Annotated in this window: 22 protein-coding genes; 7 read left to right on the plus strand and 15 right to left on the minus strand. The window is 39.2% G+C overall.

Annotated features, from left to right (window positions below; all coding sequences use genetic code 11):
- Entirely contained in the window at nucleotides 1-1083 is a 1083-nt protein-coding gene (gene pdhA / locus EV282_RS10810) for a pyruvate dehydrogenase (acetyl-transferring) E1 component subunit alpha (protein ID WP_130295819.1), read from the minus strand.
- A 553-nt stretch (nucleotides 1084-1636) separates the two neighbouring features.
- On the opposite strand from pdhA, the gene def reads away from it, so the two are divergent.
- Nucleotides 1637-2188 carry a peptide deformylase gene (gene def / locus EV282_RS10815; protein WP_130295820.1) on the plus strand — a complete coding sequence of 184 codons (552 nt, stop codon included), beginning with the start codon at nucleotides 1637-1639 and terminating at the stop codon, nucleotides 2186-2188.
- Nucleotides 2189-2462: 274 nt separating this feature from the next.
- Here def and EV282_RS10820 read toward each other — a convergent pair whose 3' ends face one another.
- Together EV282_RS10820 and EV282_RS10825 are read right to left on the minus strand one after the other, a co-directional pair.
- Nucleotides 2463-3896, minus strand: coding sequence for a carbon starvation CstA family protein (locus EV282_RS10820; RefSeq protein ID WP_130295821.1), 1434 nt, complete (start codon nucleotides 3894-3896; stop codon nucleotides 2463-2465).
- A gap of 95 nt (nucleotides 3897-3991) precedes the next feature.
- The gene (locus EV282_RS10825; RefSeq protein WP_130295822.1) at nucleotides 3992-4900 is read right to left on the minus strand and encodes a DMT family transporter; all 909 of its coding nucleotides are present in this window, start codon (nucleotides 4898-4900) and stop codon (nucleotides 3992-3994) included.
- A 522-nt stretch (nucleotides 4901-5422) separates the two neighbouring features.
- Between EV282_RS10825 and EV282_RS10830 the strand changes: the two genes are divergently transcribed.
- Together EV282_RS10830 and rnjA are read left to right on the plus strand one after the other, a co-directional pair.
- Nucleotides 5423-5632: a DNA-dependent RNA polymerase subunit epsilon gene (locus EV282_RS10830; protein WP_130295823.1), complete on the plus strand. Its 210-nt coding sequence runs from the start codon at nucleotides 5423-5425 to the stop codon at nucleotides 5630-5632.
- Nucleotides 5633-5635: 3 nt separating this feature from the next.
- A complete protein-coding gene (gene rnjA / locus EV282_RS10835; RefSeq protein ID WP_130295824.1) occupies nucleotides 5636-7306 on the plus strand; it encodes a ribonuclease J1 in 1671 nt (556 codons plus the stop codon).
- Nucleotides 7307-7347: 41 nt separating this feature from the next.
- Here rnjA and EV282_RS10840 read toward each other — a convergent pair whose 3' ends face one another.
- Together EV282_RS10840 and EV282_RS10845 are read right to left on the minus strand one after the other, a co-directional pair.
- Complete coding sequence (locus EV282_RS10840) at nucleotides 7348-8013, minus strand: potassium channel family protein (RefSeq protein WP_130295825.1); 666 nt, start codon at nucleotides 8011-8013, stop codon at nucleotides 7348-7350.
- 195 nt (nucleotides 8014-8208) lie between these two features.
- Nucleotides 8209-8757 carry a peroxiredoxin gene (locus EV282_RS10845; protein WP_130295826.1) on the minus strand — a complete coding sequence of 183 codons (549 nt, stop codon included), beginning with the start codon at nucleotides 8755-8757 and terminating at the stop codon, nucleotides 8209-8211.
- A gap of 252 nt (nucleotides 8758-9009) precedes the next feature.
- Here EV282_RS10845 and EV282_RS10850 point away from each other — a divergent pair, with 252 nt between their 5' ends.
- The gene (locus EV282_RS10850; protein ID WP_130295827.1) at nucleotides 9010-9213 is read left to right on the plus strand and encodes a ChaB family protein; all 204 of its coding nucleotides are present in this window, start codon (nucleotides 9010-9012) and stop codon (nucleotides 9211-9213) included.
- Between the two features lie 6 nt (nucleotides 9214-9219).
- Here the strand turns inward: EV282_RS10850 and EV282_RS10855 are convergent, their stop codons facing one another.
- The 5 genes from EV282_RS10855 to EV282_RS10875 form a co-directional block, all read right to left on the minus strand.
- Complete coding sequence (locus EV282_RS10855) at nucleotides 9220-10542, minus strand: hemolysin family protein (protein ID WP_130295828.1); 1323 nt, start codon at nucleotides 10540-10542, stop codon at nucleotides 9220-9222.
- Between the two features lie 115 nt (nucleotides 10543-10657).
- Nucleotides 10658-10903 carry a YkuS family protein gene (locus EV282_RS10860; RefSeq protein WP_130295829.1) on the minus strand — a complete coding sequence of 82 codons (246 nt, stop codon included), beginning with the start codon at nucleotides 10901-10903 and terminating at the stop codon, nucleotides 10658-10660.
- 293 nt (nucleotides 10904-11196) lie between these two features.
- On the minus strand, nucleotides 11197-12321 hold the full coding sequence (locus EV282_RS10865; protein ID WP_130295830.1) for an N-acetyldiaminopimelate deacetylase: 1125 nt from the start codon (nucleotides 12319-12321) through the stop codon (nucleotides 11197-11199).
- 25 nt (nucleotides 12322-12346) lie between these two features.
- On the minus strand, nucleotides 12347-13063 hold the full coding sequence (gene dapD, locus EV282_RS10870) for a 2,3,4,5-tetrahydropyridine-2,6-dicarboxylate N-acetyltransferase (RefSeq protein ID WP_130295831.1): 717 nt from the start codon (nucleotides 13061-13063) through the stop codon (nucleotides 12347-12349).
- Nucleotides 13064-13132: 69 nt separating this feature from the next.
- A complete protein-coding gene (locus tag EV282_RS10875) occupies nucleotides 13133-14002 on the minus strand; it encodes a LysR family transcriptional regulator (protein WP_130295832.1) in 870 nt (289 codons plus the stop codon).
- Nucleotides 14003-14123: 121 nt separating this feature from the next.
- Between EV282_RS10875 and EV282_RS10880 the strand changes: the two genes are divergently transcribed.
- Entirely contained in the window at nucleotides 14124-14855 is a 732-nt protein-coding gene (locus tag EV282_RS10880) for a sulfite exporter TauE/SafE family protein (protein ID WP_130295833.1), read from the plus strand.
- A gap of 5 nt (nucleotides 14856-14860) precedes the next feature.
- Nucleotides 14861-15220 (plus strand): VOC family protein, encoded by a 360-nt coding sequence (locus tag EV282_RS10885; protein ID WP_130295834.1) that lies wholly within the window; start codon nucleotides 14861-14863, stop codon nucleotides 15218-15220.
- Nucleotides 15221-15226: 6 nt separating this feature from the next.
- Here the strand turns inward: EV282_RS10885 and EV282_RS10890 are convergent, their stop codons facing one another.
- The 3 genes from EV282_RS10890 to EV282_RS10900 all read right to left on the minus strand — a co-directional run bounded on the left by EV282_RS10890 (nucleotide 15227) and on the right by EV282_RS10900 (nucleotide 17501).
- A complete protein-coding gene (locus EV282_RS10890) occupies nucleotides 15227-16102 on the minus strand; it encodes a cation diffusion facilitator family transporter (protein WP_130295835.1) in 876 nt (291 codons plus the stop codon).
- Between the two features lie 91 nt (nucleotides 16103-16193).
- Nucleotides 16194-16940 (minus strand): SDR family NAD(P)-dependent oxidoreductase, encoded by a 747-nt coding sequence (locus EV282_RS10895; protein ID WP_130295836.1) that lies wholly within the window; start codon nucleotides 16938-16940, stop codon nucleotides 16194-16196.
- A gap of 99 nt (nucleotides 16941-17039) precedes the next feature.
- Entirely contained in the window at nucleotides 17040-17501 is a 462-nt protein-coding gene (locus EV282_RS10900) for a CotD family spore coat protein (protein ID WP_242611855.1), read from the minus strand.
- Between the two features lie 220 nt (nucleotides 17502-17721).
- Between EV282_RS10900 and EV282_RS10905 the strand changes: the two genes are divergently transcribed.
- Nucleotides 17722-19215, plus strand: coding sequence for an amidase family protein (locus tag EV282_RS10905; RefSeq protein WP_130295837.1), 1494 nt, complete (start codon nucleotides 17722-17724; stop codon nucleotides 19213-19215).
- A 226-nt stretch (nucleotides 19216-19441) separates the two neighbouring features.
- Here the strand turns inward: EV282_RS10905 and EV282_RS10910 are convergent, their stop codons facing one another.
- Together EV282_RS10910 and EV282_RS10915 are read right to left on the minus strand one after the other, a co-directional pair.
- Nucleotides 19442-19933 carry a hypothetical protein gene (locus EV282_RS10910; RefSeq protein WP_130295838.1) on the minus strand — a complete coding sequence of 164 codons (492 nt, stop codon included), beginning with the start codon at nucleotides 19931-19933 and terminating at the stop codon, nucleotides 19442-19444.
- A gap of 9 nt (nucleotides 19934-19942) precedes the next feature.
- The gene (locus EV282_RS10915) at nucleotides 19943-20551 is read right to left on the minus strand and encodes a hypothetical protein (RefSeq protein WP_165389419.1); all 609 of its coding nucleotides are present in this window, start codon (nucleotides 20549-20551) and stop codon (nucleotides 19943-19945) included.
- Nucleotides 20552-20693: the final 142 nt, after the last annotated feature.

The raw sequence follows: 20693 nt of genomic DNA on the forward strand, positions 1-20693 counted from the left end.
TTATTTCGACTCCTTTGCTGTATATTGTTCTAATTGCTCGCGAAGGTTGTACGGAAGCTCTTCGAACATAAAGTTGATAAGGTCGGTAACCTTTTGCTTAGGCGCTCCATCAGCTTTCTTAATTGAAGCTTTAATATCTTCCTTCGCTTCTTCAACTACTTTATTTTCTTGCTCTTCAGACCAAAGGTTCTTCTTTTCTAAGAACTTTCGGAAACGAACTAGAGGATCTTTCTTCTCCCATTCACTGTCTAGATCTTTTGTACGGTAGCGTGTAGGATCGTCCCCTGCCATCGTATGAGGACCATAACGATAAGTAAGTGTCTCGATTAATGTAGGACCTTCACCTGCAATCGCACGCTCACGAGCTTGTTGTGTTGCAGCGTAAACAGCAAGTACATCCATACCATCTACTTGGATTCCTTCAATACCGGCTGCAACTGCCTTTTGGGCAATTGTTTTAGCAGCAGATTGCTTTTCAACTGGAACTGAAATCGCGAATCGGTTGTTTTGAACCACAAAAATTGCGTTAGCAGCATATGCACCGGCAAAGTTTAAACCTTCATAGAAGTCACCTTGAGATGCTCCGCCATCACCTGTATAAGTGATACAAACGTTTTTCTTGCCTTGTTTCTTTAGACCAAATCCTACACCGGCAGCTTGAATAATTTGAGCACCGATGATAATTTGCGGCATTAATACGTTTACACCTTCAGGAATCTGTCCGCCTTGGAAGTGTCCACGGGACCATAAGAATGCTTGATATAATGGGAAACCATGAAATACGATCTGAGGAATATCACGGTATCCTGGTAAAATCCAGTCTTCTTTATCTAATGCAAAGTGACTCCCTAGCATTGAAGCTTCTTGTCCAGCTACTGGAGCATAGAAACCAAGACGTCCTTGTCTGTTTAGAGAGATTGCACGCTGATCCCAAATTCGTGTATAAACCATACGGCGCATTAATTCTTGGAGCTGTTCATCAGACAACTTAGGCATTGCTGATTCATTAACTACTTCTCCATCTTCAGAAAGAATCTGAAACGTTTCAAATTGATCTTGAACAGCATCAATTGTTTTCGTCATGAAAAGTCACCTCTTCCTTTCTTTTACCCTGTCAATTTACCCTTATCTTAAAAACACACACATACATAACAGGTTGCCCAAAGTGCCACATTTTTAAGACAGGATTATATTTTTTAAAAGGCCATTAGGCGTACCTTTGTGTCCCATTCAAGTTTTCCCTTGTATTCAGGAGCTAAACCATCATACGGCATCCTAACTGTATTACTTAAATATGTATTTATAGTAACACAACAACCCTTTTCACGTAAATTAGTTTACACCACCTGTTAAACGCCGTCAATCTATAGAATAATTGTAGTTTGCAGTTCCTTCAAAGCTCTAGCTTACTATTCCTGTAATCATTGTAAAACATAACTGTTTCATCTATTAAAACAATCTGTATCAGTCGCAAGTTGAAACGGATAATATTCTCAATGATTAGCATTATATATTCCAAAAAATAACCCAATAATTTAATTTCAGTTCTTTTTCTATAAAATTTCTCTATGTTATGATAAGAGGAAAATACTATTAAAACGAATTCACGAATTTTTTAGGCACGGAGGTTTTGCTTGTGTTAACGATGAAGGATATTGTTAGGGAAGGAAATCCGGTTCTTAGGCAAAAAGCTGCAGAGGTATCCTTTCCATTCTCAGAGGAAGATATTGAAACAGCCAATAAACTCTTGGAGTTTGTTAAGAACAGTCAGGATCATGAGGTTGCCGGAAAATATAATTTGAGGCCAGGCATTGGTCTCGCTGCTCCGCAGATCGGAGTGTCGAAACGAATATTTGCGATGCATTTGACAGATGAACAAGGACAGCTGTACAGCTACGCACTAATAAACCCCAAAATAATCAGTCACTCAGTACAAATGACTTATTTAGATGGTGGCGAAGGCTGTCTGTCCGTAGACAGAGATGTGCCAGGATTAGTTCCTCGTTATGCAAAGGTAACTGTAAAAGGCTATACTCCAGATGGTTCACTTGTTGAGATGAAATTAAAAGGTCTCCCAGGGATTTGCTTCCAACATGAGCTAGATCACCTTGATGGAATTATGTTCTATGATCGAATCAATGAAAAGCAGCCCTTTGAGCCTCCTTCAAATTCAGTAACTTTTAGATAAAATTAAAAAAGCCGATTACTGCATGTGAAATGCAGTAATCGGCTTTTTTTAATCCCTCTACGAGAATGTTGCTTTATGATTTATTTTGTTAACTCTTCCTTGTTAAGTTGATTGGAGCGCAAGGTGCGAGACTCCTGCGGGACGAGCGGGACAGGTGAGACTCCTAACGGCGCAAAGCGCAGAGGAGGCTCACCGCACGCCCCGCGGAAAGCGAGTGCCTGGAGCGGAAATCAACCACTTCCATTACCCACAAGAATTACGAAAAGCCTTTTAGTTAAGCAACCTCTCGATCGTCGTCGACTGTTAAGGCTTCTTTTTCATCGAATTTACTTCTAAAGAATAGGACGGTTACGATTACAGTTACGATCCCAGCAATAAGATAAGAAACATTCATCGACAACCCTAATCCAATTGGAGCATTGCAAATATAAGTTGTTGTTACGACAGTCATGAAGATTGCAGGGATTGTAGCGATCCAATGATTTTTTCTTGAACGCTTGAGATACATTGCCCCTACCCATAATGCCAGCATGGCTGTAGACTGGTTAGCCCACGAGAAGTAACGCCATAATAAAGTGAAATCAATTTTTGTTAATAAGAATGAAAGGACAAACATAGGAATTGCAATCCAAAGTCTTGAAGAGAACTTTTTCTGCCCAATATTAAAGTAATCCGCTAAAATCATTCTCGCACTTCTAAACGAAGTATCTCCTGATGTGATCGGCAAAATGATTACCCCTATCACGGCAAGTGTTCCTCCCACAGCTCCAAGCATCGTTACTGAAACTTCACTTACTACAGCAGCCGGTCCTCCATTAGCAATTATCGCTGATAAAGATTTTCCATCAAACAAGCTCATTGCCGCAGCAGCCCAGATCATAGCAATAATCGCCTCAGCAATCATCATGCCGTAAAAGATTTTTCTTCCAGCTCTTTCATTTTTTGTTGTTCTTGAGATGATTGGTGACTGTGTAGCATGAAAACCAGATAGAGCACCACAAGAGATCGTCAAGAATAATAACGGAAAGATCGGAACATTGTCTGGGTGCATATTTTCAAGTGTTAATTCTGGAATCGGTGCCCCTGTAATCACAAGACCTCCACCAATTCCAATCGCACTTATTACTAGGAGCGCACCGAAAATCGGGTAGACTCGTCCAATAATTTTATCAATCGGCAATAGAGTGGCCAAAATGTAATATACAAATATAAGTCCTACGATAATACTTAAACTCATCCAATTACCGGTTAAATTATGAATGAGTGCAGCAGGAGCACTTACAAAAACTGTACCAACCAAGAGAAGCAATAATAGAGTAAAACCGTTTACTACATGTTTCATAGCATTACCTAAGAATTTTCCTGCTAATTGAGGCAAGTGCGCACCCCGGTTTCGAATCGAAATCATACCAGTCAAATAATCATGAACGGCACCTGCGAAAATTGCACCTAATACTATCCAAAGGAATGCAACTGGCCCGTATAAAGCTCCCATAATCGGTCCAAAGATCGGGCCGACACCTGCTATATTCAATAACTGAATGAGCGAATTTGATTTAGTTCCCATCGGAACATAATCAATACCGTCTTCCTGTGCATATGCCGGCGTCTTTCTTTCTTGTTTTACCCCAAAAACTTTTTCAACATATTTCCCATACGTAAAATATCCAACCACTAATAAAACTATAGAAATTAAAAATGTAACCAACCTTTTCCCTCCTCTGTTTCAAACAAAGATGCATTTTTGTATGCGTTTTCATTATAGCACACAAAGAAAAAAACACTCAATTTTAAACTGAGTGTTTACGCTGTCCGGTTTTGTTCTATTTTGATTATTGTATTACGCTTCTTTCTTCCTGTAAGATAAACACCAAAAAAGATTAAAAATAATCCAAAAAAAGCAATCGGCGGGATCTTTTCATTTAAGAGAACACTCCCCCATACAACTGCTGAAACAGGCACTAGATAAGTTACGAGAGTAGCAAATTCGGCTGAGCCTGCAGAAATCATATAATAATACAATAAGTACGCTAACCCTGAACCAAACACCCCGAGGCCGATCAGAGACAGAATCACATTTCCTTCTAAAGCATTTTCCGGCAGGTGCCATCCTCCTGTCAAACTCATGATTATTCCGCTTAAAATCGAACCGGTCAAAAGTGTAGTTGAAGCTGTAATCCATACTGTCGTTTCTTGAAGATGTTTTTTTGCATATTGTGAACTGTATCCATAACAGCAAGTAGCACTGAGCATAAGAACGATTCCAAGAAGGAGCTGTTCTTGAGTTAAGCCTGGTGCATCGGCATCCATCAAGAATATAATCCCTATAAAACCGACAATGACTCCAATCCATTGTTTCCACTGCATTTTAACAGAAAAGAATAATACCCCCATCATCGATGTCCATATTGGAGTTGTTGCATTTAATATCGCGGTATAGCCGCTGTCTAAAAAAGTTTCACTCCAAGCGATCAATCCCCATGGAAGACCAGCGTTTAACAAACCTACAAGGATTAATGACTTAAGGGGCAGCTTTCTCCAATTGACTTTCTGTTTACTGATGAGAAAAAGCGGGATAATCGTAATAATGCCGAGTACGCATCTTATGAATACGATCTGCCATGGATCAAATACATCCAGCAGTACTTTAATAAATAGAAAAGACATTCCCCATATCAAACTTAAAACAAAAAGGGCTGAGTAAAGTTTCATGTAATCCTCCTGCGGATAAAAATAAATGCTGCTTTCGTAAAAATGGCTCTCATTTAAGGTGTTGATTTCCGTTCCAGGAAGATCGCTTTCCGCGGGGCACGCGGTAATCCCGTTGGAACCTTCCTCTACAATCAAATAGACGAAGAAGCATACAAAAGCAACAATCTTTTAGTAACGAACCATTTAATTAACACAATTTCCCTCTCTGAATATGTTCTATTTTACACATACTAAGTAATAAAAAATGGAACGGAGGGCAATAAATGAAAAAGAAATTACGTTTATTAAAGAAATTTAAAAAGTGGGTAAAACTACAAAACAATAACGGAAAACTCATACTTAGCTAATAAACCATTTTTAATGTCATTATAAGGGTAAAAGTCTCATTCCGAACAGTAATTATTTTTCTCTTTTCATTATCAAAAACGAAGAGTAATGAAAAACACATGAAAAACATGTCACTTTCCTTTATAATAGAACGAAGATACTCAAATACTATAGACCGGTAAGGAGACATGAAACATGATTTTCAAAGTATTTTTTCAAACAAGCTTAACTGAGGTACCTATTCGTGAACATACACAAACGGTTTACGTAGAAGCAGAAACTATAAATGATGTTCGTAAAAAACTAGCTGATCGCAAGTACAATATTGAATACATACAAGAAATTAACGGTAAATTTCTTGAGTATGAAAAAGAAACGAACTCATTGGAATTGGAGAATGTGTAACATATGAAATTTGTAAAAAATCATCAAGCCGCCGTTTTCGCCCTCGGTGGTTTAGGGGAAATAGGCAAAAATACGTATGCCGTTCAATTTCAGGATGAAATTATCCTTATCGATGCAGGAATTAAATTTCCTGAAGATGAACTGCTTGGAATTGATTACGTAATCCCTGATTACACCTACCTAGTTAAAAACGAGGAAAAAATTAAAGGACTCTTCATCACTCATGGACATGAAGATCATATCGGTGGAATCCCTTACCTGCTTCGGCAAGTAAATATTCCAATCTATGGCGGTAAACTCGCACTTGCACTTATTAAAAACAAATTAGAAGAGCATGGTTTGCTCCGCAGTACCCAGCTGCACGAAATCACCGAAGACGATGTGATTAAGTTCAGAAAAACGTCTGTCAGTTTCTTCAGAACAACTCACAGTATTCCTGACGCTTACGGAATCGTAGTGAAGACACCACCAGGAAATATCGTTCATACTGGTGACTTTAAATTCGATTTTACGCCGGTAGGAGAACCTGCGAACATTACGAAAATGGCTGAGATCGGTAAAGAAGGTGTACTTTGCTTGCTTTCCGACAGCACCAATAGTGAAGTTCCTGGTTTTACATTATCTGAAAGACGTGTTGGCGAGAGCATCCAGGATATCTTCAGAAAAATGGAAGGACGAGTTATTTTCGCTACATTCGCTTCCAATATTCATAGATTGCAGCAGGTTGTAGAAGCTTCTGTAGCCAACAACCGTAAAATCGCTGTATTTGGACGAAGCATGGATTCAGCCATCACAGTTGGGCAAGAACTTGGATTCATAAAAGCACCTAAGAACACATTCGTTGACGCGAATCAAATCAACCGCCTTCCAGATAATCAGGTAACCATTCTTTGTACCGGAAGCCAAGGAGAGCCAATGGCGGCACTTTCAAGAATCGCTAACGGAACTCATCGCCAGATTCAAATCATTCCAGGAGATACGGTTGTATTCTCTTCTTCACCTATTCCTGGCAACGCTCTCAGCGTAAGTAAGACAATCAATCAATTATATCGCGCCGGTGCTGAAGTTATTCATGGTTCACTTAATGATATTCACACCTCAGGTCACGGCGGACAGCAAGAACAAAAATTAATGCTTCGTTTAATGAAGCCTAAATACTTCCTTCCGATCCATGGTGAGTACAGAATGCTGAAAATGCATACTAAACTTGCTGCTGATTGTGATGTACCGCCGCAAAATTCCTTTATTATGGATAACGGCGAAGTATTAGCTCTTTCTCAAAACGATGCTATGATTGCTGGAAAAATACCTTCTGGCTCTGTATATGTAGACGGAAGCGGGATTGGCGATATCGGAAACATCGTACTCCGCGACCGCAAGATTCTTTCAGAAGAAGGGCTTGTTGTTGTCGTTGTAAGTATGGATATGAAGGAATTCACAATAGAAGCAGGTCCAGACATTATATCTCGTGGATTTGTATATATGCGTGAATCGGGTGATCTTATCCATGATGCTCAAAGTTTGTTAAGCAAGCATCTACAGAACATCATGAGCGAAAAACGCACGACTCAATGGTCTGAAATTAAGAATGAAATTACAGACACATTAGCACCGTTCTTATACGAAAAAACAAAAAGACGTCCTATGATCCTGCCGATCATTATGGAAATCTAATAAACAAAAACCGTTATCCCTTTTTAGAGGGAAACGGTTTTTTATTCTTCATTTGCCATTTGTTTTTCTAAACGGTTAATATCTTTATCTCCACCGATCACGATTAAAACATCGCCTTGTCTTATAGACTGATCAGCTTGCGGGGAGACATAGATATCCTTTCCCCTTTTCACAGCTACAACGTTACATCCAAACCTTGCACGTATATCTAGGTCAATTAAAGTTTTTCCGTCCATTTTTTGAGTTGCTACCAGCTCTACGATACTATGTTCATCTGATAACTCCAAATAATCCAACACATTATTAGAAACAATCTGATGAGCAATACGGACACCCATGTCTCTCTCCGGATGAATAATCTTATCTGCTCCAATTTTCCGCAAAACTTTTTCGTGATAATCGTTTTGGGCTTTTACTGTGATTTTTTCAACACCAATCTCTTTCAAAATCAGTGTAGTCAGTATACTGGATTGAAGATTATCACCTATTGCAACAACAACATGCTGAAAATTGCGTATCCCTAGACTTTTTAATACACCTTCATCTGTCGAATCTGCAATAACTGCATGTGTAACGATATTAGAAAATTCGTTTACACGGTCCTCATCAATATCAATTGCTAAGACTTCCATGCCTTGATCTGACAAAGCTTTGCACATGCTTCCCCCGAAACGTCCCAGACCAATTACAGCAAATTGTTTTTTCAATGAATTCACTCCATTTCCCGTTCTAGCCTTATTTTACCATATATTATTCATTTCAAAACACAGCTTAAAAGCATCATATGTATTTCATTTATAAAGGAAACTTCTATAAACATTTTCTAAAAACCTGCTTGAAAATTTAACTATAGAAAAATAACCCAAGAACATTGTCCTGGGTTATTCGAATAGATCTAATTATTAAACTTCTAGAGTTTTTTGTCCTGGCTTCCAGTTTGCTGGGCAAAGTCCGCCTGTTTGAAGTGCTTGAAGTACACGCAATGTTTCTTCAACGTCACGTCCGATGTTGTTGTGGTTAACAACAGAGTACATCAATTCACCTTCTGGAGAAATGATGAAAAGACCACGAAGCGCGATACCTTCTTCTTCAATAAGAACACCGTAGTCACGTGCTACTGTGTGGTTAGTATCTGCTGCCAATGCATATTTCAACTCTCCAAGACCGTTCATATCACGTGGAGTGTTGATCCATGCTTTGTGTGTGTGAATTGTATCAGTAGAAACACCGATAACCTCAGCATCAAGATCTTCGAATTCATCAAAACGATCGCTTAAAGATGTAATTTCTGTAGGGCATACAAAAGTGAAGTCCATTGGATAGAAATAAAGAACAGTCCACTTGTCATTCTTCATGTTCTCTTCAAGACTTACTTTTCCAAATTCTTTATTTGGTAATACTGCATCCATTTCAAATCGAGGTGCTTGTTTTGCTACCATACGTTCTGCCATAGGTAAAAATCCCTCCAAAAAACTAATTTTTTTACATGTGTAATTATAGTACAAGCCTTATTTTTAGTCAATATTAAATAATAATTAATTTAAATAAGGTTCTTGTCCCCACTTTTTAATTTCTCCTTAATCATAGCAAGTTAAACGTAAAATGTGAAATCATCCGCTCAAAATTACATGTTTACATTCTCAATAACAGTGTTTAAATTGAGGATTGCTTGGGAAATCATACATTAAGGAGGTGTATTTTTTATGCCGTATGATTCATTGAAAGATCTACCCGAAAGAGTCAGGGATAACCTCCCTCATCACGGTCAGGAAATCTATAAAGAAGCATTCAACTCTGCACTCGAAGAATATAAAGAAGAAGAAACAGCGCATAAAGTCGCATGGAGTGCCGTTAAGAACAAATATAAAAAAGACGATAATGGCAAATGGAAAAGCAAAGACTCCTGATTCATCTCAGGAGTCTTTATCTTTGAGTTCATCAAGTTCTGAATCAGGTAATTTTTCGATACCTATTTTCTTTATCTGTCTGCCTTCTAAATCTAAAATCGTGAACCGGTAGCTCTCATAATTAAATGAGTGCTCTTTTTCTAAATCGATGGATCTGGTTAAAACCCACCCACCAATTGTATCGATTTCCCTGTTATCGATATCCAGTGCAAACATATCGTTAATTTGTGAAAGCAGTACTTTTCCATCTACAACTGTTTTGTCTTTTGAAATCTGCTGAATTTCAGGTTCTTCGTCAACATCAAATTCATCTCTGATTTCCCCTACAATTTCTTCTAAGATATCTTCTACCGTAACGATACCCGCAGTACCGCCGTATTCATCAACTAAAACAGCCATATGCGTCTGATCTTTTTGCATTTTTACGAGTAATTTTTGAATAGGTATCGTTTCATGAACTGTGATGATAGGACGAATATAATCATTCAGTTCAAACTGCTGATTACTAAAATGTTCATTAAAAAATTCTTTAATATTAACAAGGCCTACAATGTGATCTTTGTCTTCTTTTCCTACAGGGTACCTTGTGAATTTTTCTTCGCGCATGATGGCTAAGTTCTCTTCACACGTATTTTCTAAAAACAAACAGACCATCTCTGTTCTGGGTATCATAATTTCTTTTGCTATTCGATCATCAAACTCAAAGATCCGATTCACATACCGATATTCAGACTGATTGATCTCTCCGCCTTGAAGGCTTTCAGAAAGGATTAGCCTTAGTTCTTCTTCTGTATGTACAACCTCATGCTCACTTGCTGGACTGATTCCAAATAAACGCGTAAGCAAGTTCGCGGATCCATTCAGCAAGAAAATAAACGGGTACATGATTTTGTAAAACATAATAATCGGTTTAGCTGTAGCAAGGCTTATGGCTTCAGCCTTTTGAATCGCCACCGTTTTTGGTGCGAGTTCACCTAAAACAACATGAAGGAATGTAATAAGAAAAAAGGCAATTGAAAATGATAACGTGTGGGTTAACGCTTCAGTTAAGCCGGCATTTTCAAAAAGCGGTCTTAGAAATATTTCAACAGTCGGCTCCCCAAGCCAACCTAGACCTAATGCAGTAATCGTTATGCCAAGCTGGCAGGCTGAAAGATATCCATCCAGGTTTCCCAGCACTTTCTGAGAGGCTAAGGCTTTACTGTTTCCTTCTGATGCTAAATGGTCAATCCGCGTCTTTCGGACTTTTACGATTGCAAATTCGGTGACAACGAAAAACGCGGTTAGAATGATGAGTAAAATGATCATGAGTACATTTAAGATTGGCATAAGATCCTCCCCATCTTTTATTCACACAAGATTTTATTAAGATTGCTCAACTATTTCCCTTTTCAAACTTACACTAAACAGAAATAAAGGGGCAGCATGGCTGTCCCCGGGAATGCTATTGTTGTAATCTGCTTTCAACAGCCTGACACACTTCATCTGCTGACATACCATGAGCGTTCAAAACGGACCCTTGAGTCACCGCGTTTTGCATGCCCATAACATTCTCGTCCTGTCCGGAAATTACACAGCAATCACAGCCGTTTGCATCTTGTTCCTGACGAAGTTCCACAACTTCATGTCCTGCAGCTCTTAGAGCATCAGAAACATTCGTTAATGATTGTTCAACACCAATTCTAGCCATATTCCCACCTCCTTACTTTTGTTAATGTTTCCAACTCAGAGAGGGAATATGTAATGAACGGTTCATGGAATCGCTTCATGATGTGGGCGGCCATTAATGTCGAATTATAGGCAGGTGTGTCGACTCGTGGATAAACCGCTAAAACTTTTGGGTTGAGGCATCAAATTTTTGGATTGAGGGCTGAAACTTTTGGATTGGCCGCAAAAACTTTTGGATTAGCAGCTCAAATGAGTAGGTCTGAGCTATTTTGCTCTTTGAGGTGTAACAAAAAAACGGCCGCAGCGGCCGTTTTCCTAATTTCTATTCCCTTTAAAGGTGAAATATTGAATTAAAAGGTCTACCGCATGTTGAATGGCTTCTTCTTGCGGCTTTAATTTTGAATGATGAAGACCAAATGGTGTATCCACTCCAAGCCAGAACATGAATCCTGGAATTTTTTCTAAAAAATATCCATAGTCTTCCCCTGTCATAGCTTCTTTACATTCAATAACATTCACAGTTCCTTGCTGTCTTACGAATTCCATGAATTCTTTAGTCAATCCCGGTTCATTATCTACTTGACGATAATTCGAACCATAATCGATCACCGTCTCACAGTTAAAACCATGAGAAATACCTTCAACGAGAGCTTCAATGCGCTTTTTAACCTTCTCCATCGCTTCAGGAGACAACGTTCGGATTGTACCTTCGAGTCTTGCTTTTTCAGCGATGATATTTTGCTTTGTTCCACCAGTAATCTTACCGATCGTAACAACAGCTGAATCCAACGGATCAATATTACGCGAAACGATCGACTGCATCTGTGTAACAAGATGGCTTGCTGCGACTACCATGTCATTGCTTAAATGTGGATAAGCAGCATGGCCGCCTTTTCCCGTTAGATCTATAAAAAGTTCTGACGTATTGGCAAACAGCAATCCTTCTTTTACGGCGATGGTTCCAACCGGATACTCCGGGGCGATATGAAGCGCTGTTATCTGATCTGGCTTAAGCTGTTGAAACAGCTCACTCTCACGCATCGGCAATGCTCCACCCGGTCCTTCTTCTGCTGGCTGAAATATAAACAGCAGATGATCATCGAGTGGCTCTTCTGCAAAACGGGATAAAAGACCAAGGGCGACCGTCATGTGAAGATCGTGTCCGCAAGCATGCATCAATCCATCGTGCGTGGAAGAAAATTCATATCCAGTTTCTTCAAAGATCGGAAGTCCATCCATGTCTGTACGATAAGCAATCGTTTTTTCGGGATTTGTACCTTTCACTTTTACAAAGATACCCGTTTCCCACGTATGCACTTCCAGATTATCCTGTTTAAAAGTGGAGATGAGATCAAGCAGATACCTTTGAGTCTTAAATTCCTGAAAGCCAAGCTCCGGTATCCGGTGCAGGTCTTTTCTGATCTCAATCAATGGTTTCATCTTCACTCATCCCCTAAAGTTTTTATTAGTCGTTTAATTGACGAAGTTCTTGTCTGATTTCTGTTTTTGATTTTGTTTTTTCATCGATCTTCTTAAGAACGCGTGCTGGTGTACCGCCAACAACTGTGTAAGGTTCAACATCTTCAATAACAATAGCACCTGCAGCAACAACTGCACCTTTTCCAACTGTAACACCTTCAAGTACAACTGCATTTGCTCCGATTACTACGTCGTCTTCAACAACAACCGGTTTAGCTGATGGAGGCTCAATAACTCCCGCTAAAACAGTACCGGCACCGATGTGGCAGTTCTTTCCTACTGTTGCACGTCCGCCTAGTACAACATTCATATCAATCATTGTGCCTTCACCGATTACTGAACCGATGTTAATGGAAGCACCCATCATGATAACTGCGTTGTCACCGATCTCAACTTGATCACGGATGATCGCACCTGGTTCGATACGCGCTTTAATGTTCTTCATATCCAATAAAGGAATCGCTGAGTTGCGACGGTCATTTTCTACTACATAGTCTTCGATGCTGCTTTCGTTGGCGCGAATCGCAGCTTCGATGTCTTTCCACTCACCGAACAATACAGCTGTATTGCCTGAAGGAAATACTTTTGTTTCGCTTCCGAAATCTATATTGTCAAGATTTCCTTTTACATAAACTTTTACAGGTGTAGATTTTGTGCTGTTTTGAATAAATGAAATAATCTCGTTTGCATCCATCATTTTCATAATTGTTATGTCCTCCTTAAAAGTCATTCTGTATTGTATTAAACCACTAAATATAGAAACATTCAAACGTTATTCTTTTGTTAATTTCTGAATCAATTCCATAAACACGTTTACCTGTTTCAGTTCAGAACCCATACCATGATGAATGAGCCATGTATCTCTTTTTAGAACATTTCCTCTTTTATCAGTAAGGGGGATCTTAAATACCTCATCCTCAGGTCTGAGGCTGATCGATGGCAAAATGGCATAGCCGATTCCGTTCAATGCCATCTGTTTGCATGTTTCAATCTGATCCACTACGATCGTCTTTTGAGGAGTGGTCTTAAAGTGACTGTGCCACCAATCCTGAATCTCTTGATAATAAGTAGAGTGGCTTTTAAATTGTATAAAAGGCTTAGATGTTTCTGATAACTCTTCAATAGATGAAATCGACGTATCAACCAAGTATAGATGATCTGATAAAATATGCTCTTTACTGCCGCGCCACTCAGGATTCCCGCGGACAATTCCTAAGTGAATTTTGTCTTCATACAGATGCTTGATGATCTCAGAACTCCAACCGGTAATAAGAGAGATATTAACGTGGGGATAAAGGTTCACATATTCCTTCAAAACATGCGGCAGCCAATACTGGCCGATGATTGAAGCTACTGCTAATTTAAGTGTGCCATGGACGTGCTCAGAAAGTGATTGCAGTTCTTCTTTAACCGTTTCCTCTTTCTGCAGTACCTCATTCACAAATGAGATGATCTTTTCACCTGCTGGCGTCAGCGTCAATCCTTTTTGCGATCTGATAAAAATAATGGTGCCCCAATTGTTTTCGATGGATTGAAGCCGCTGACTTAAAGCAGGCTGAGATACATAAAGCCTTTCTGATGCTTTTCTCATATTTAGTTCTTCTGCCAGTACGTGTAAAATTCGAAACTCGGATAGTTGCATGTTAATCCTTCTTTCAATCAATAAGTTTTCCTTATAGACCTCAGTCCGATTTATGTAATTTTATTTAAGTATACCGTAACATAGGATATATATGTAAACACAAAAGAAAGGATGTGTGACCATGTATATCCTAATCGTAGTCGGTTTTTTTGCGACTTTTATCGGTACACTCTCTGGAAGCGGAGGAATGATCAACTTTCCTATCATGCTATTATTAGGAATTCCTGTTCATTCTGCTATAGCTGCTAATAAGTTTGCCAATATGTTCAGTTCGTTTTCAAGTTTTTTTGTGCTGTTAAGAAGAAATGACGCGAAACTTAAACCTTATTTTTTATCAGGTGGAGTAAGTTTAATTGGAGGAATATGCGGAGGCTTAATCGCATCAGCGATCTCGAGAGAAAACTTAACGATTATCGCCTTAATTTTATTAAGCGGAGCATTATTCCTAACTTTTATTAAAACAAAAAGAGACAGCAATCCTGAGAACGAAGTAAAACAGCTTCCTGCACGAAAATACCCTTTTCTCTTTGGAATCGGAGCGTACGACGGCTTGTTCGGACCAGGGCAGGGCACTATGCAGATGCAGCTTTTCTTGAGAAATGGCTTTTCTTACATCCGCACCGTCTCATTTACGAGATTCAATACGTTCTTAAGCTGTACGGGTGCAGTTGTAACTTACTTTTTCGCGGGTCATTATATGTGGAATGTCGCAATACCTCTTACAATCGGAAGTATATGCGGTGCACAAGTTGCCGTCAAACTTGCACCTAAGCTAAAGACAAAACAAGTTACAATCCTGATGAGGACTGTAACCGTTATGCTCATTCTTCAATTAATTATTCAATGGGGGTAATTTCAATGAAAATAACAGGTATTCATCATGTGCAGCTATGTATTCCTGCTGACAAAGAATCAGAAGCAAAAAAATTCTATAAAGATGTCCTTGGATTAAAAGAAATTCCTAAGCCGGAAGCCCTCCTTAAAAACGGAGGTATGTGGTTTCAGGTCGGAAGTCAAGAACTTCATATCGGTGTAGAAGATCAAGTGTTTAAAGGTAAACATCATCCGGCCCTTTTCGTGATAGGTCTGAACGAATTAAAAGATCATTTATCAGCTCAAGAAATCACGATTCAAAAAGAGCTGCCCATCCCGGGCTATAACCGCTTTTCAATTCGTGATCCTTTTGGCAACAGGATCGAATTTATTGAACCAGAATAAAGTTGTTCATTTATTTTTCCCGTCTTCGGGTTCAACATGGACTTGTATACTTTCGACATTATAAGCTTCTTTAATCGTATCTTCTATTTTCTCAGTAATCTCGTGGCTTTCCACTACATTCAGAGAAGGATCGACTTTAATGGTTACATCGATGATTGCACGGTTACCATGCTTTCTCGCCTTTAGATCACCTACATTTTCAACACCATCGACATCTAAAATCTTGTGCTCCATCTCTTTACCTTCTTCGTAATCAAATCCATCGGAAAGGTTATGAGAAGTTTCGGTAAAAATTTCCCACCCTGTTTTTATAATAATCAAGCCTACTAAAACAGCTGCGGCAGGATCAAGCCAAGCCATCCCGATCTGCGCACCTAGAATACCTACTGCAGCTCCTATACTTACAAATGCGTCAGAACGGTTATCGAGTGCCGCCGCCTTTAATCCTTGGCTATCCGTTTCTTTAGCAACCTTCATATTGTAAAAGTAAACGGCGAGCATAACAGCTGCACCAAATAAGGCGATGATTGCTGCTGTTAAAGATGGCTCTGTTTCAACACCCTTAAACATTTTTTTAATGGAAGAAATCAATACTTCAATTCCGATAACAACCATAATGAATGACGCTACCATTGAGGCAATCGTTTCTGCCCGAAGATGTCCATAAGGATGATCTTCGTCTGCTGGCTTTCTTGAAATTTTTAAGCCGATTAATACCGCGATAGATGCGATAATATCAGTTGCGTTATTCAATCCATCTGCAATAAGCGCATCAGAACTATAAACGAATCCTGATACAAGCTTAACGATTGATAGAAAAATATATGCTCCTAAACTGTAGTAAACACCGCGTTCCACTCTTTTTTGCTGATCAGCTTGCATTCTCTTTTCTCCTTCATATGTAATACCTTTTTAATCATAAAGAATGGTTTCCGGGTGGGTCTAGAGCAATCTTTTTCCCTATAGGAAACATTTAGTGTTCGTAAATCATTTTCCTCGTCATTCCGCCATCGATTGTTAAATTTTCACCGGTGATAAAATTATTTCTTGAGTCTGCAAGAAACAAGCACGCCCTGGAAATATCCGATGGTTTCCCTACTCTTTTTGAAAAATGCTGCTCATGGTCGATTTGTCTTAGCTCAGAATAATCTCCCGTATGGATCCAGCCGGGACTGATTGAATTTACGGTAATATGGTCTTCTGAAAAAGAAGCTGCAAGCGCATGTGTGAGTGCAACGATACCGCCTTTTGTTGCTGCATATGCTTCAGAATGGGGTTCTGACATGAAGGCACGCGTTGATGCCATGTTAATAATTGCCCCGCCGCCTGTTTTTGTCATATATCTTGCTGCTTCTCTAGAAAATAGGAATACGCTTCTTAAATTGGTCTGAATGACCTCATCCCATTCATCTACTGATAATTCATATGGAGATTTCCACTTTGAGATTCCTGCATTATTAACAACACAATGTATTCCGCCTAATTTATCATTTGTTTCAGATACAGCTTTTATAATCTCTTCTGGATTTTTCACATCGCAAGTAATGGAAATACTATTAGGTTCGATTTCACGGATTTCGGATAATGTTTTTTCCAGCTCTTGCTGATCAAAATCGATCAGGGAAGGGATCCATCCCGCTTTTGCAAAATCAATAGCTAATTGTTTTCCGATTCCTTGAGCTGCTCCAGTAATAAGTACAATCCTTTTTGTAGAATTCATGATTAACCCTCCGCTCATTTTTTTCACTACTATTCTTTCCCTAATTTACTTCCACAGAATCAAAAAAAGAAAGCTGCCGATGTGCAGGCAGCTTCTCATTTACTTCTTTCTCCAGCCGCATGGCGGACGCGGAGGACAAGGTACACAAGGGGGCGGACAAGGATTTGCCATGACAGGTCCAGTTGTTCCGCAAAGGTTTTGCTGAGTTGCCTGGTTTACAACATTTGTGCTTTGAGGGAAATAGTGAACGTATTTATAGTTTGTCTGATTTACCTGTGTGGTTTGTGTCGGATGAATCATTGGAACATATACATCCTGTTGATTGTATTGCATCTGTTGGTTAGTAGGACTGTATTGTGCAGGCAACACTTGTGGAGGGTAATATTGAGACGGAGATACTGGCGGATAGCCACAACCACCCATTTGTGGCATTTGTGACATAGCTCCCATTACTGGTCCCATTCCCATAGCACCCATTGTAGGACCCATTCCCATAGCGCCGGCAGCTGCGGCAGGCATTCCCATTCCCTTTTTAGGGAAAATTCGAGGGCGTTTAAACAAAAAAGACTTCTCCTTTCAAAAATCATAAATCACATTTCTCTCTATTTTATGTAGGACGACTTAAAAAGTTCGTCCAAATATTAACCATTTTATTTATGATTCGACCTCTATGGAACGGAAATGAAGATTTACCAATGCATTTTCATCAAGTCTTTAAAAGGAGGGAAATGAGATATTCATATAGAAAAGTTTGATTTAATAAAGTGCGGGAGTGAAGTGGATGAAAGGATTCAACTACAAAGCCTATGATGGTTTGGGGCTTGCCGAGCTGATTAAAAATAAAGAAGTCCAGCCTAAGGAGCTGGTCGAAGAGTCTATTAAGATCATAGATTCTATTAATCCTAAAATAAATGCTGTTATTAATAAACTGTATGACAAGGCACGTATGACAGCAAACACTGCTCTTACCGGTGCTTTCGCCGGTGTTCCTATGCTGTTAAAAGATATTTCACAGGAGATAGAAGGAGAACCTATAACAGCTGGATCAAAAGCTTTTTTGTCATACCGCGCAAAAATGGATTCTGAATATGTCCGAAGGTTACGTAAAACTGGAGCCCTGATCCTTGGCCAAACAAATGTCCCTGAATTTGCATTGGTGGCTTTCACTGAACCTGTCCATTACGGACCCACCCGAAATCCGTGGAACATACAGCATATTCCTGGAGGTTCAAGTGGAGGATCAGCTGCTGCAGTAGCTTCCGGAATGGTGTCGATCGCAGGAGCCAATGATGGCGGTGGATCGATCCGGATTCCAGCAGCATATTGTGGCTTGTTTGGTTTAAAGCCTACTAGAGGAAGGACGCCGGTTGGCCCCAATTATGGAAGGTCCTGGCAAGGTGCTTCTTCTGAACACGTGTTAACCCGGTCAGTCCGGGATAGCGCAGCGATGCTCGATCAGCTTCACGGTCATGAAAAAGCAGGTGCATTCCACGCGCCTCCATTTAGAGAAAGTTATTTAAACGCTGCAAGTACCCCACTAGAGAGAAATGTAAGAATTGCTTTTTCCGTAAAGTCACCAATTGGAACGGATGTTCATCCCGATTGCCGTGAAGCGGTCTTAAAAACCGCTTCCTTATTGGAGTCTATGGGACATAAGGTTGAAGAAGCAGATGCACCTGTTGATGGCTATAAAATTGCCAAGAGTTACTTAACCATGTACTTTGGAGAAACCGCTGCACAATTGGCAACGCTTGAGGGAGTTCTAGGACGCAAAGCTACGTATTCAGATGTAGAACCAACCACATGGCTCCTTGGGTTACTTGGAAAAGCAACTTCTGCTGAAGAATTTGTTCTGAGTTTACGAGAATGGGACAAAGCAGCCTTGCAGATGGAGACCTTCCATGAAACGTATGACTTTTACATCACGCCTGCGACCGCTTATCCTCCTGCTCAAATCGGCGAACTGCAGCCATCTGCATCGGAAAAACTCCTCATTTCAGCTGCAGGTAAAATGAAGCTAGGGGGACTATTAAAGAAGATTGGAATCGTCGAACAGATCGCCCATCAAAACCTGGCGCGAACACCTTTTACACAGCTTGCTAACCTAACGGGTCAGCCAGCTATGTCCATGCCCCTCCACCTTACATCGAATGGACTTCCAGTTGGCGTACAGGTCATGGCTGCAAGAGGACGGGAAGATTTACTGCTGCAGTTGGCTGGCGAAGTAGAACAGTCTGACCTTTGGGTAGATGTGCGAAGAAATCCTATGTATTAAACGTGGACATATTAAAAACCCCTTGAATATTCAAGGGGTCTGGATTATCTGCTTATGGTGACCCGAGAGGGGTTCGAAACCCCGACCTCTACCCTGTCAAGGTGTTGTTTAACACTTGATACAACAAACATGCGGACTATCAATGTTTAATCCTAATTGAACTCTATACGGTAATTTAGTACAAGTTTTACAGTATAGTGTCCAATGAAAATTTGCAAGTCGTAACTTATTCATCTGAACCATTATAATCAAAGAGGATATTAGCAATATGTTCATTACGTTTGTTCATTGCTAATTTTCTTATCCACCATGATTTAATAATTTTAGGGTTTTCAATGTCTTTTTTCATTGCTTCAATTAAATAAAGATAACGTTCTCTTCCTTCTTTCGTTTCGAAATGAATACCGTCTCTCTCACAAATAGCAAGTCGTTCAATTACCTCATTTGATCCATATAAAATTACAAGGTTCTTTAAATAAAAGTAGTTCCTATCTATATCCCCTTGAGAATTCTCTCTCATTCTTACATGTATCGGTTTATTAAATTGAAGCAAAGCATTTATGTAATCCGCATAATATTGTCCTTTTTTATCTGCAATTTTCATGAGAACTTCTTTGTTTTTAGTAAGAAACGTACTTAAATATGCTCCTAGAACTAATGTAAAAATTGATACGATCCAACCATTTGAATTTATCCACGTTAAGGTTTCTTTTACCATTGCTCACCTCTAAAGTATTTTACTTACCGTCTCTTGTTCTTTTTGCTTTAGTTTTTTAATCTTATTGCGTTTTTCCTTTTTTGAATAGAATGGATTGCTCTTTACTTTTTTTACTTTTGTCTTAAATTCTTTTCTCCGCTTCTTTTTAACACTTGAGGTCTCCATGTGGTATTGGTTGTAAAGTTTTATATAACTCAATGAAATGTCGCCAAAGAATTTCTTGAACTTTTCATAACAAAGGAAAATATCAAGTGATGAAGTTGGTTCGTCTATTAACTCGTATTCAAGAAACTCATTCCACAAATCAACGTCTTTTCGCATTAACAAATGAATATTCGGATAAACAATTTTCTTTACCTCCTCAATCACTTTATCCCAAGTATCAGTATCCTCGATATATGGGAGTTCAACTGTTTGTTCTTCTCCTTCTTCGTCTAAACCGTAAACTTCTTCTTTATACTCAATTACCAATGAAGAATTATATTTGTAATACAAGATAAAAAGTTGGTTGTACACTTTTGTAAGTTGCTCGAAAGTTACATTACTAAGGTGTTTTTTCCTTTCGGTTTTGTTTTCTTTATACCAAAGTATTACGGTCGTTATTAAAGCAGCAATCAAGGGACCTGCAAAATATTTGAGAAATAATTCCATACATTTAACCCTTTTCTTTTTTTCTACCATTATATCAAAATATGTAAATTCATTGGATTAAAATGGATAATAAGATACAATTTTTTTATATACAATAGCTAGGAGGACA

The organism is Fictibacillus sp. BK138 (assembly GCF_004216955.1).
In the GTDB taxonomy this organism is placed as follows: Bacteria; Bacillota; Bacilli; order Bacillales; family Fictibacillaceae; genus Fictibacillus.

What these genes read in the sequence shown, in the direction of transcription:
- EV282_RS10910 (WP_130295838.1), bottom strand. Translation starts at nt 19,933, where the DNA reads ATGGTAAAAGAAACCTTAACGTGGATAAATTCAAATGGTTGGATCGTA.
- EV282_RS10865 (WP_130295830.1), bottom strand. Translation starts at nt 12,321, where the DNA reads ATGAAACCATTGATTGAGATCAGAAAAGACCTGCACCGGATACCGGAG.
- EV282_RS10885 (WP_130295834.1), top strand. Translation starts at nt 14,861, where the DNA reads ATGAAAATAACAGGTATTCATCATGTGCAGCTATGTATTCCTGCTGAC.
- EV282_RS10850 (WP_130295827.1), top strand. Translation starts at nt 9,010, where the DNA reads ATGCCGTATGATTCATTGAAAGATCTACCCGAAAGAGTCAGGGATAAC.
- EV282_RS10875 (WP_130295832.1), bottom strand. Translation starts at nt 14,002, where the DNA reads ATGCAACTATCCGAGTTTCGAATTTTACACGTACTGGCAGAAGAACTA.
- EV282_RS10880 (WP_130295833.1), top strand. Translation starts at nt 14,124, where the DNA reads ATGTATATCCTAATCGTAGTCGGTTTTTTTGCGACTTTTATCGGTACA.
- EV282_RS10890 (WP_130295835.1), bottom strand. Translation starts at nt 16,102, where the DNA reads ATGCAAGCTGATCAGCAAAAAAGAGTGGAACGCGGTGTTTACTACAGT.
- dapD (WP_130295831.1), bottom strand. Translation starts at nt 13,063, where the DNA reads ATGAAAATGATGGATGCAAACGAGATTATTTCATTTATTCAAAACAGC.
- pdhA (WP_130295819.1), bottom strand. Translation starts at nt 1,083, where the DNA reads ATGACGAAAACAATTGATGCTGTTCAAGATCAATTTGAAACGTTTCAG.
- EV282_RS10825 (WP_130295822.1), bottom strand. Translation starts at nt 4,900, where the DNA reads ATGAAACTTTACTCAGCCCTTTTTGTTTTAAGTTTGATATGGGGAATG.
- EV282_RS10855 (WP_130295828.1), bottom strand. Translation starts at nt 10,542, where the DNA reads ATGCCAATCTTAAATGTACTCATGATCATTTTACTCATCATTCTAACC.
- EV282_RS10895 (WP_130295836.1), bottom strand. Translation starts at nt 16,940, where the DNA reads ATGAATTCTACAAAAAGGATTGTACTTATTACTGGAGCAGCTCAAGGA.
- EV282_RS10860 (WP_130295829.1), bottom strand. Translation starts at nt 10,903, where the DNA reads ATGGCTAGAATTGGTGTTGAACAATCATTAACGAATGTTTCTGATGCT.
- rnjA (WP_130295824.1), top strand. Translation starts at nt 5,636, where the DNA reads ATGAAATTTGTAAAAAATCATCAAGCCGCCGTTTTCGCCCTCGGTGGT.
- EV282_RS10905 (WP_130295837.1), top strand. Translation starts at nt 17,722, where the DNA reads ATGAAAGGATTCAACTACAAAGCCTATGATGGTTTGGGGCTTGCCGAG.
- EV282_RS10830 (WP_130295823.1), top strand. Translation starts at nt 5,423, where the DNA reads ATGATTTTCAAAGTATTTTTTCAAACAAGCTTAACTGAGGTACCTATT.
- EV282_RS10845 (WP_130295826.1), bottom strand. Translation starts at nt 8,757, where the DNA reads ATGGCAGAACGTATGGTAGCAAAACAAGCACCTCGATTTGAAATGGAT.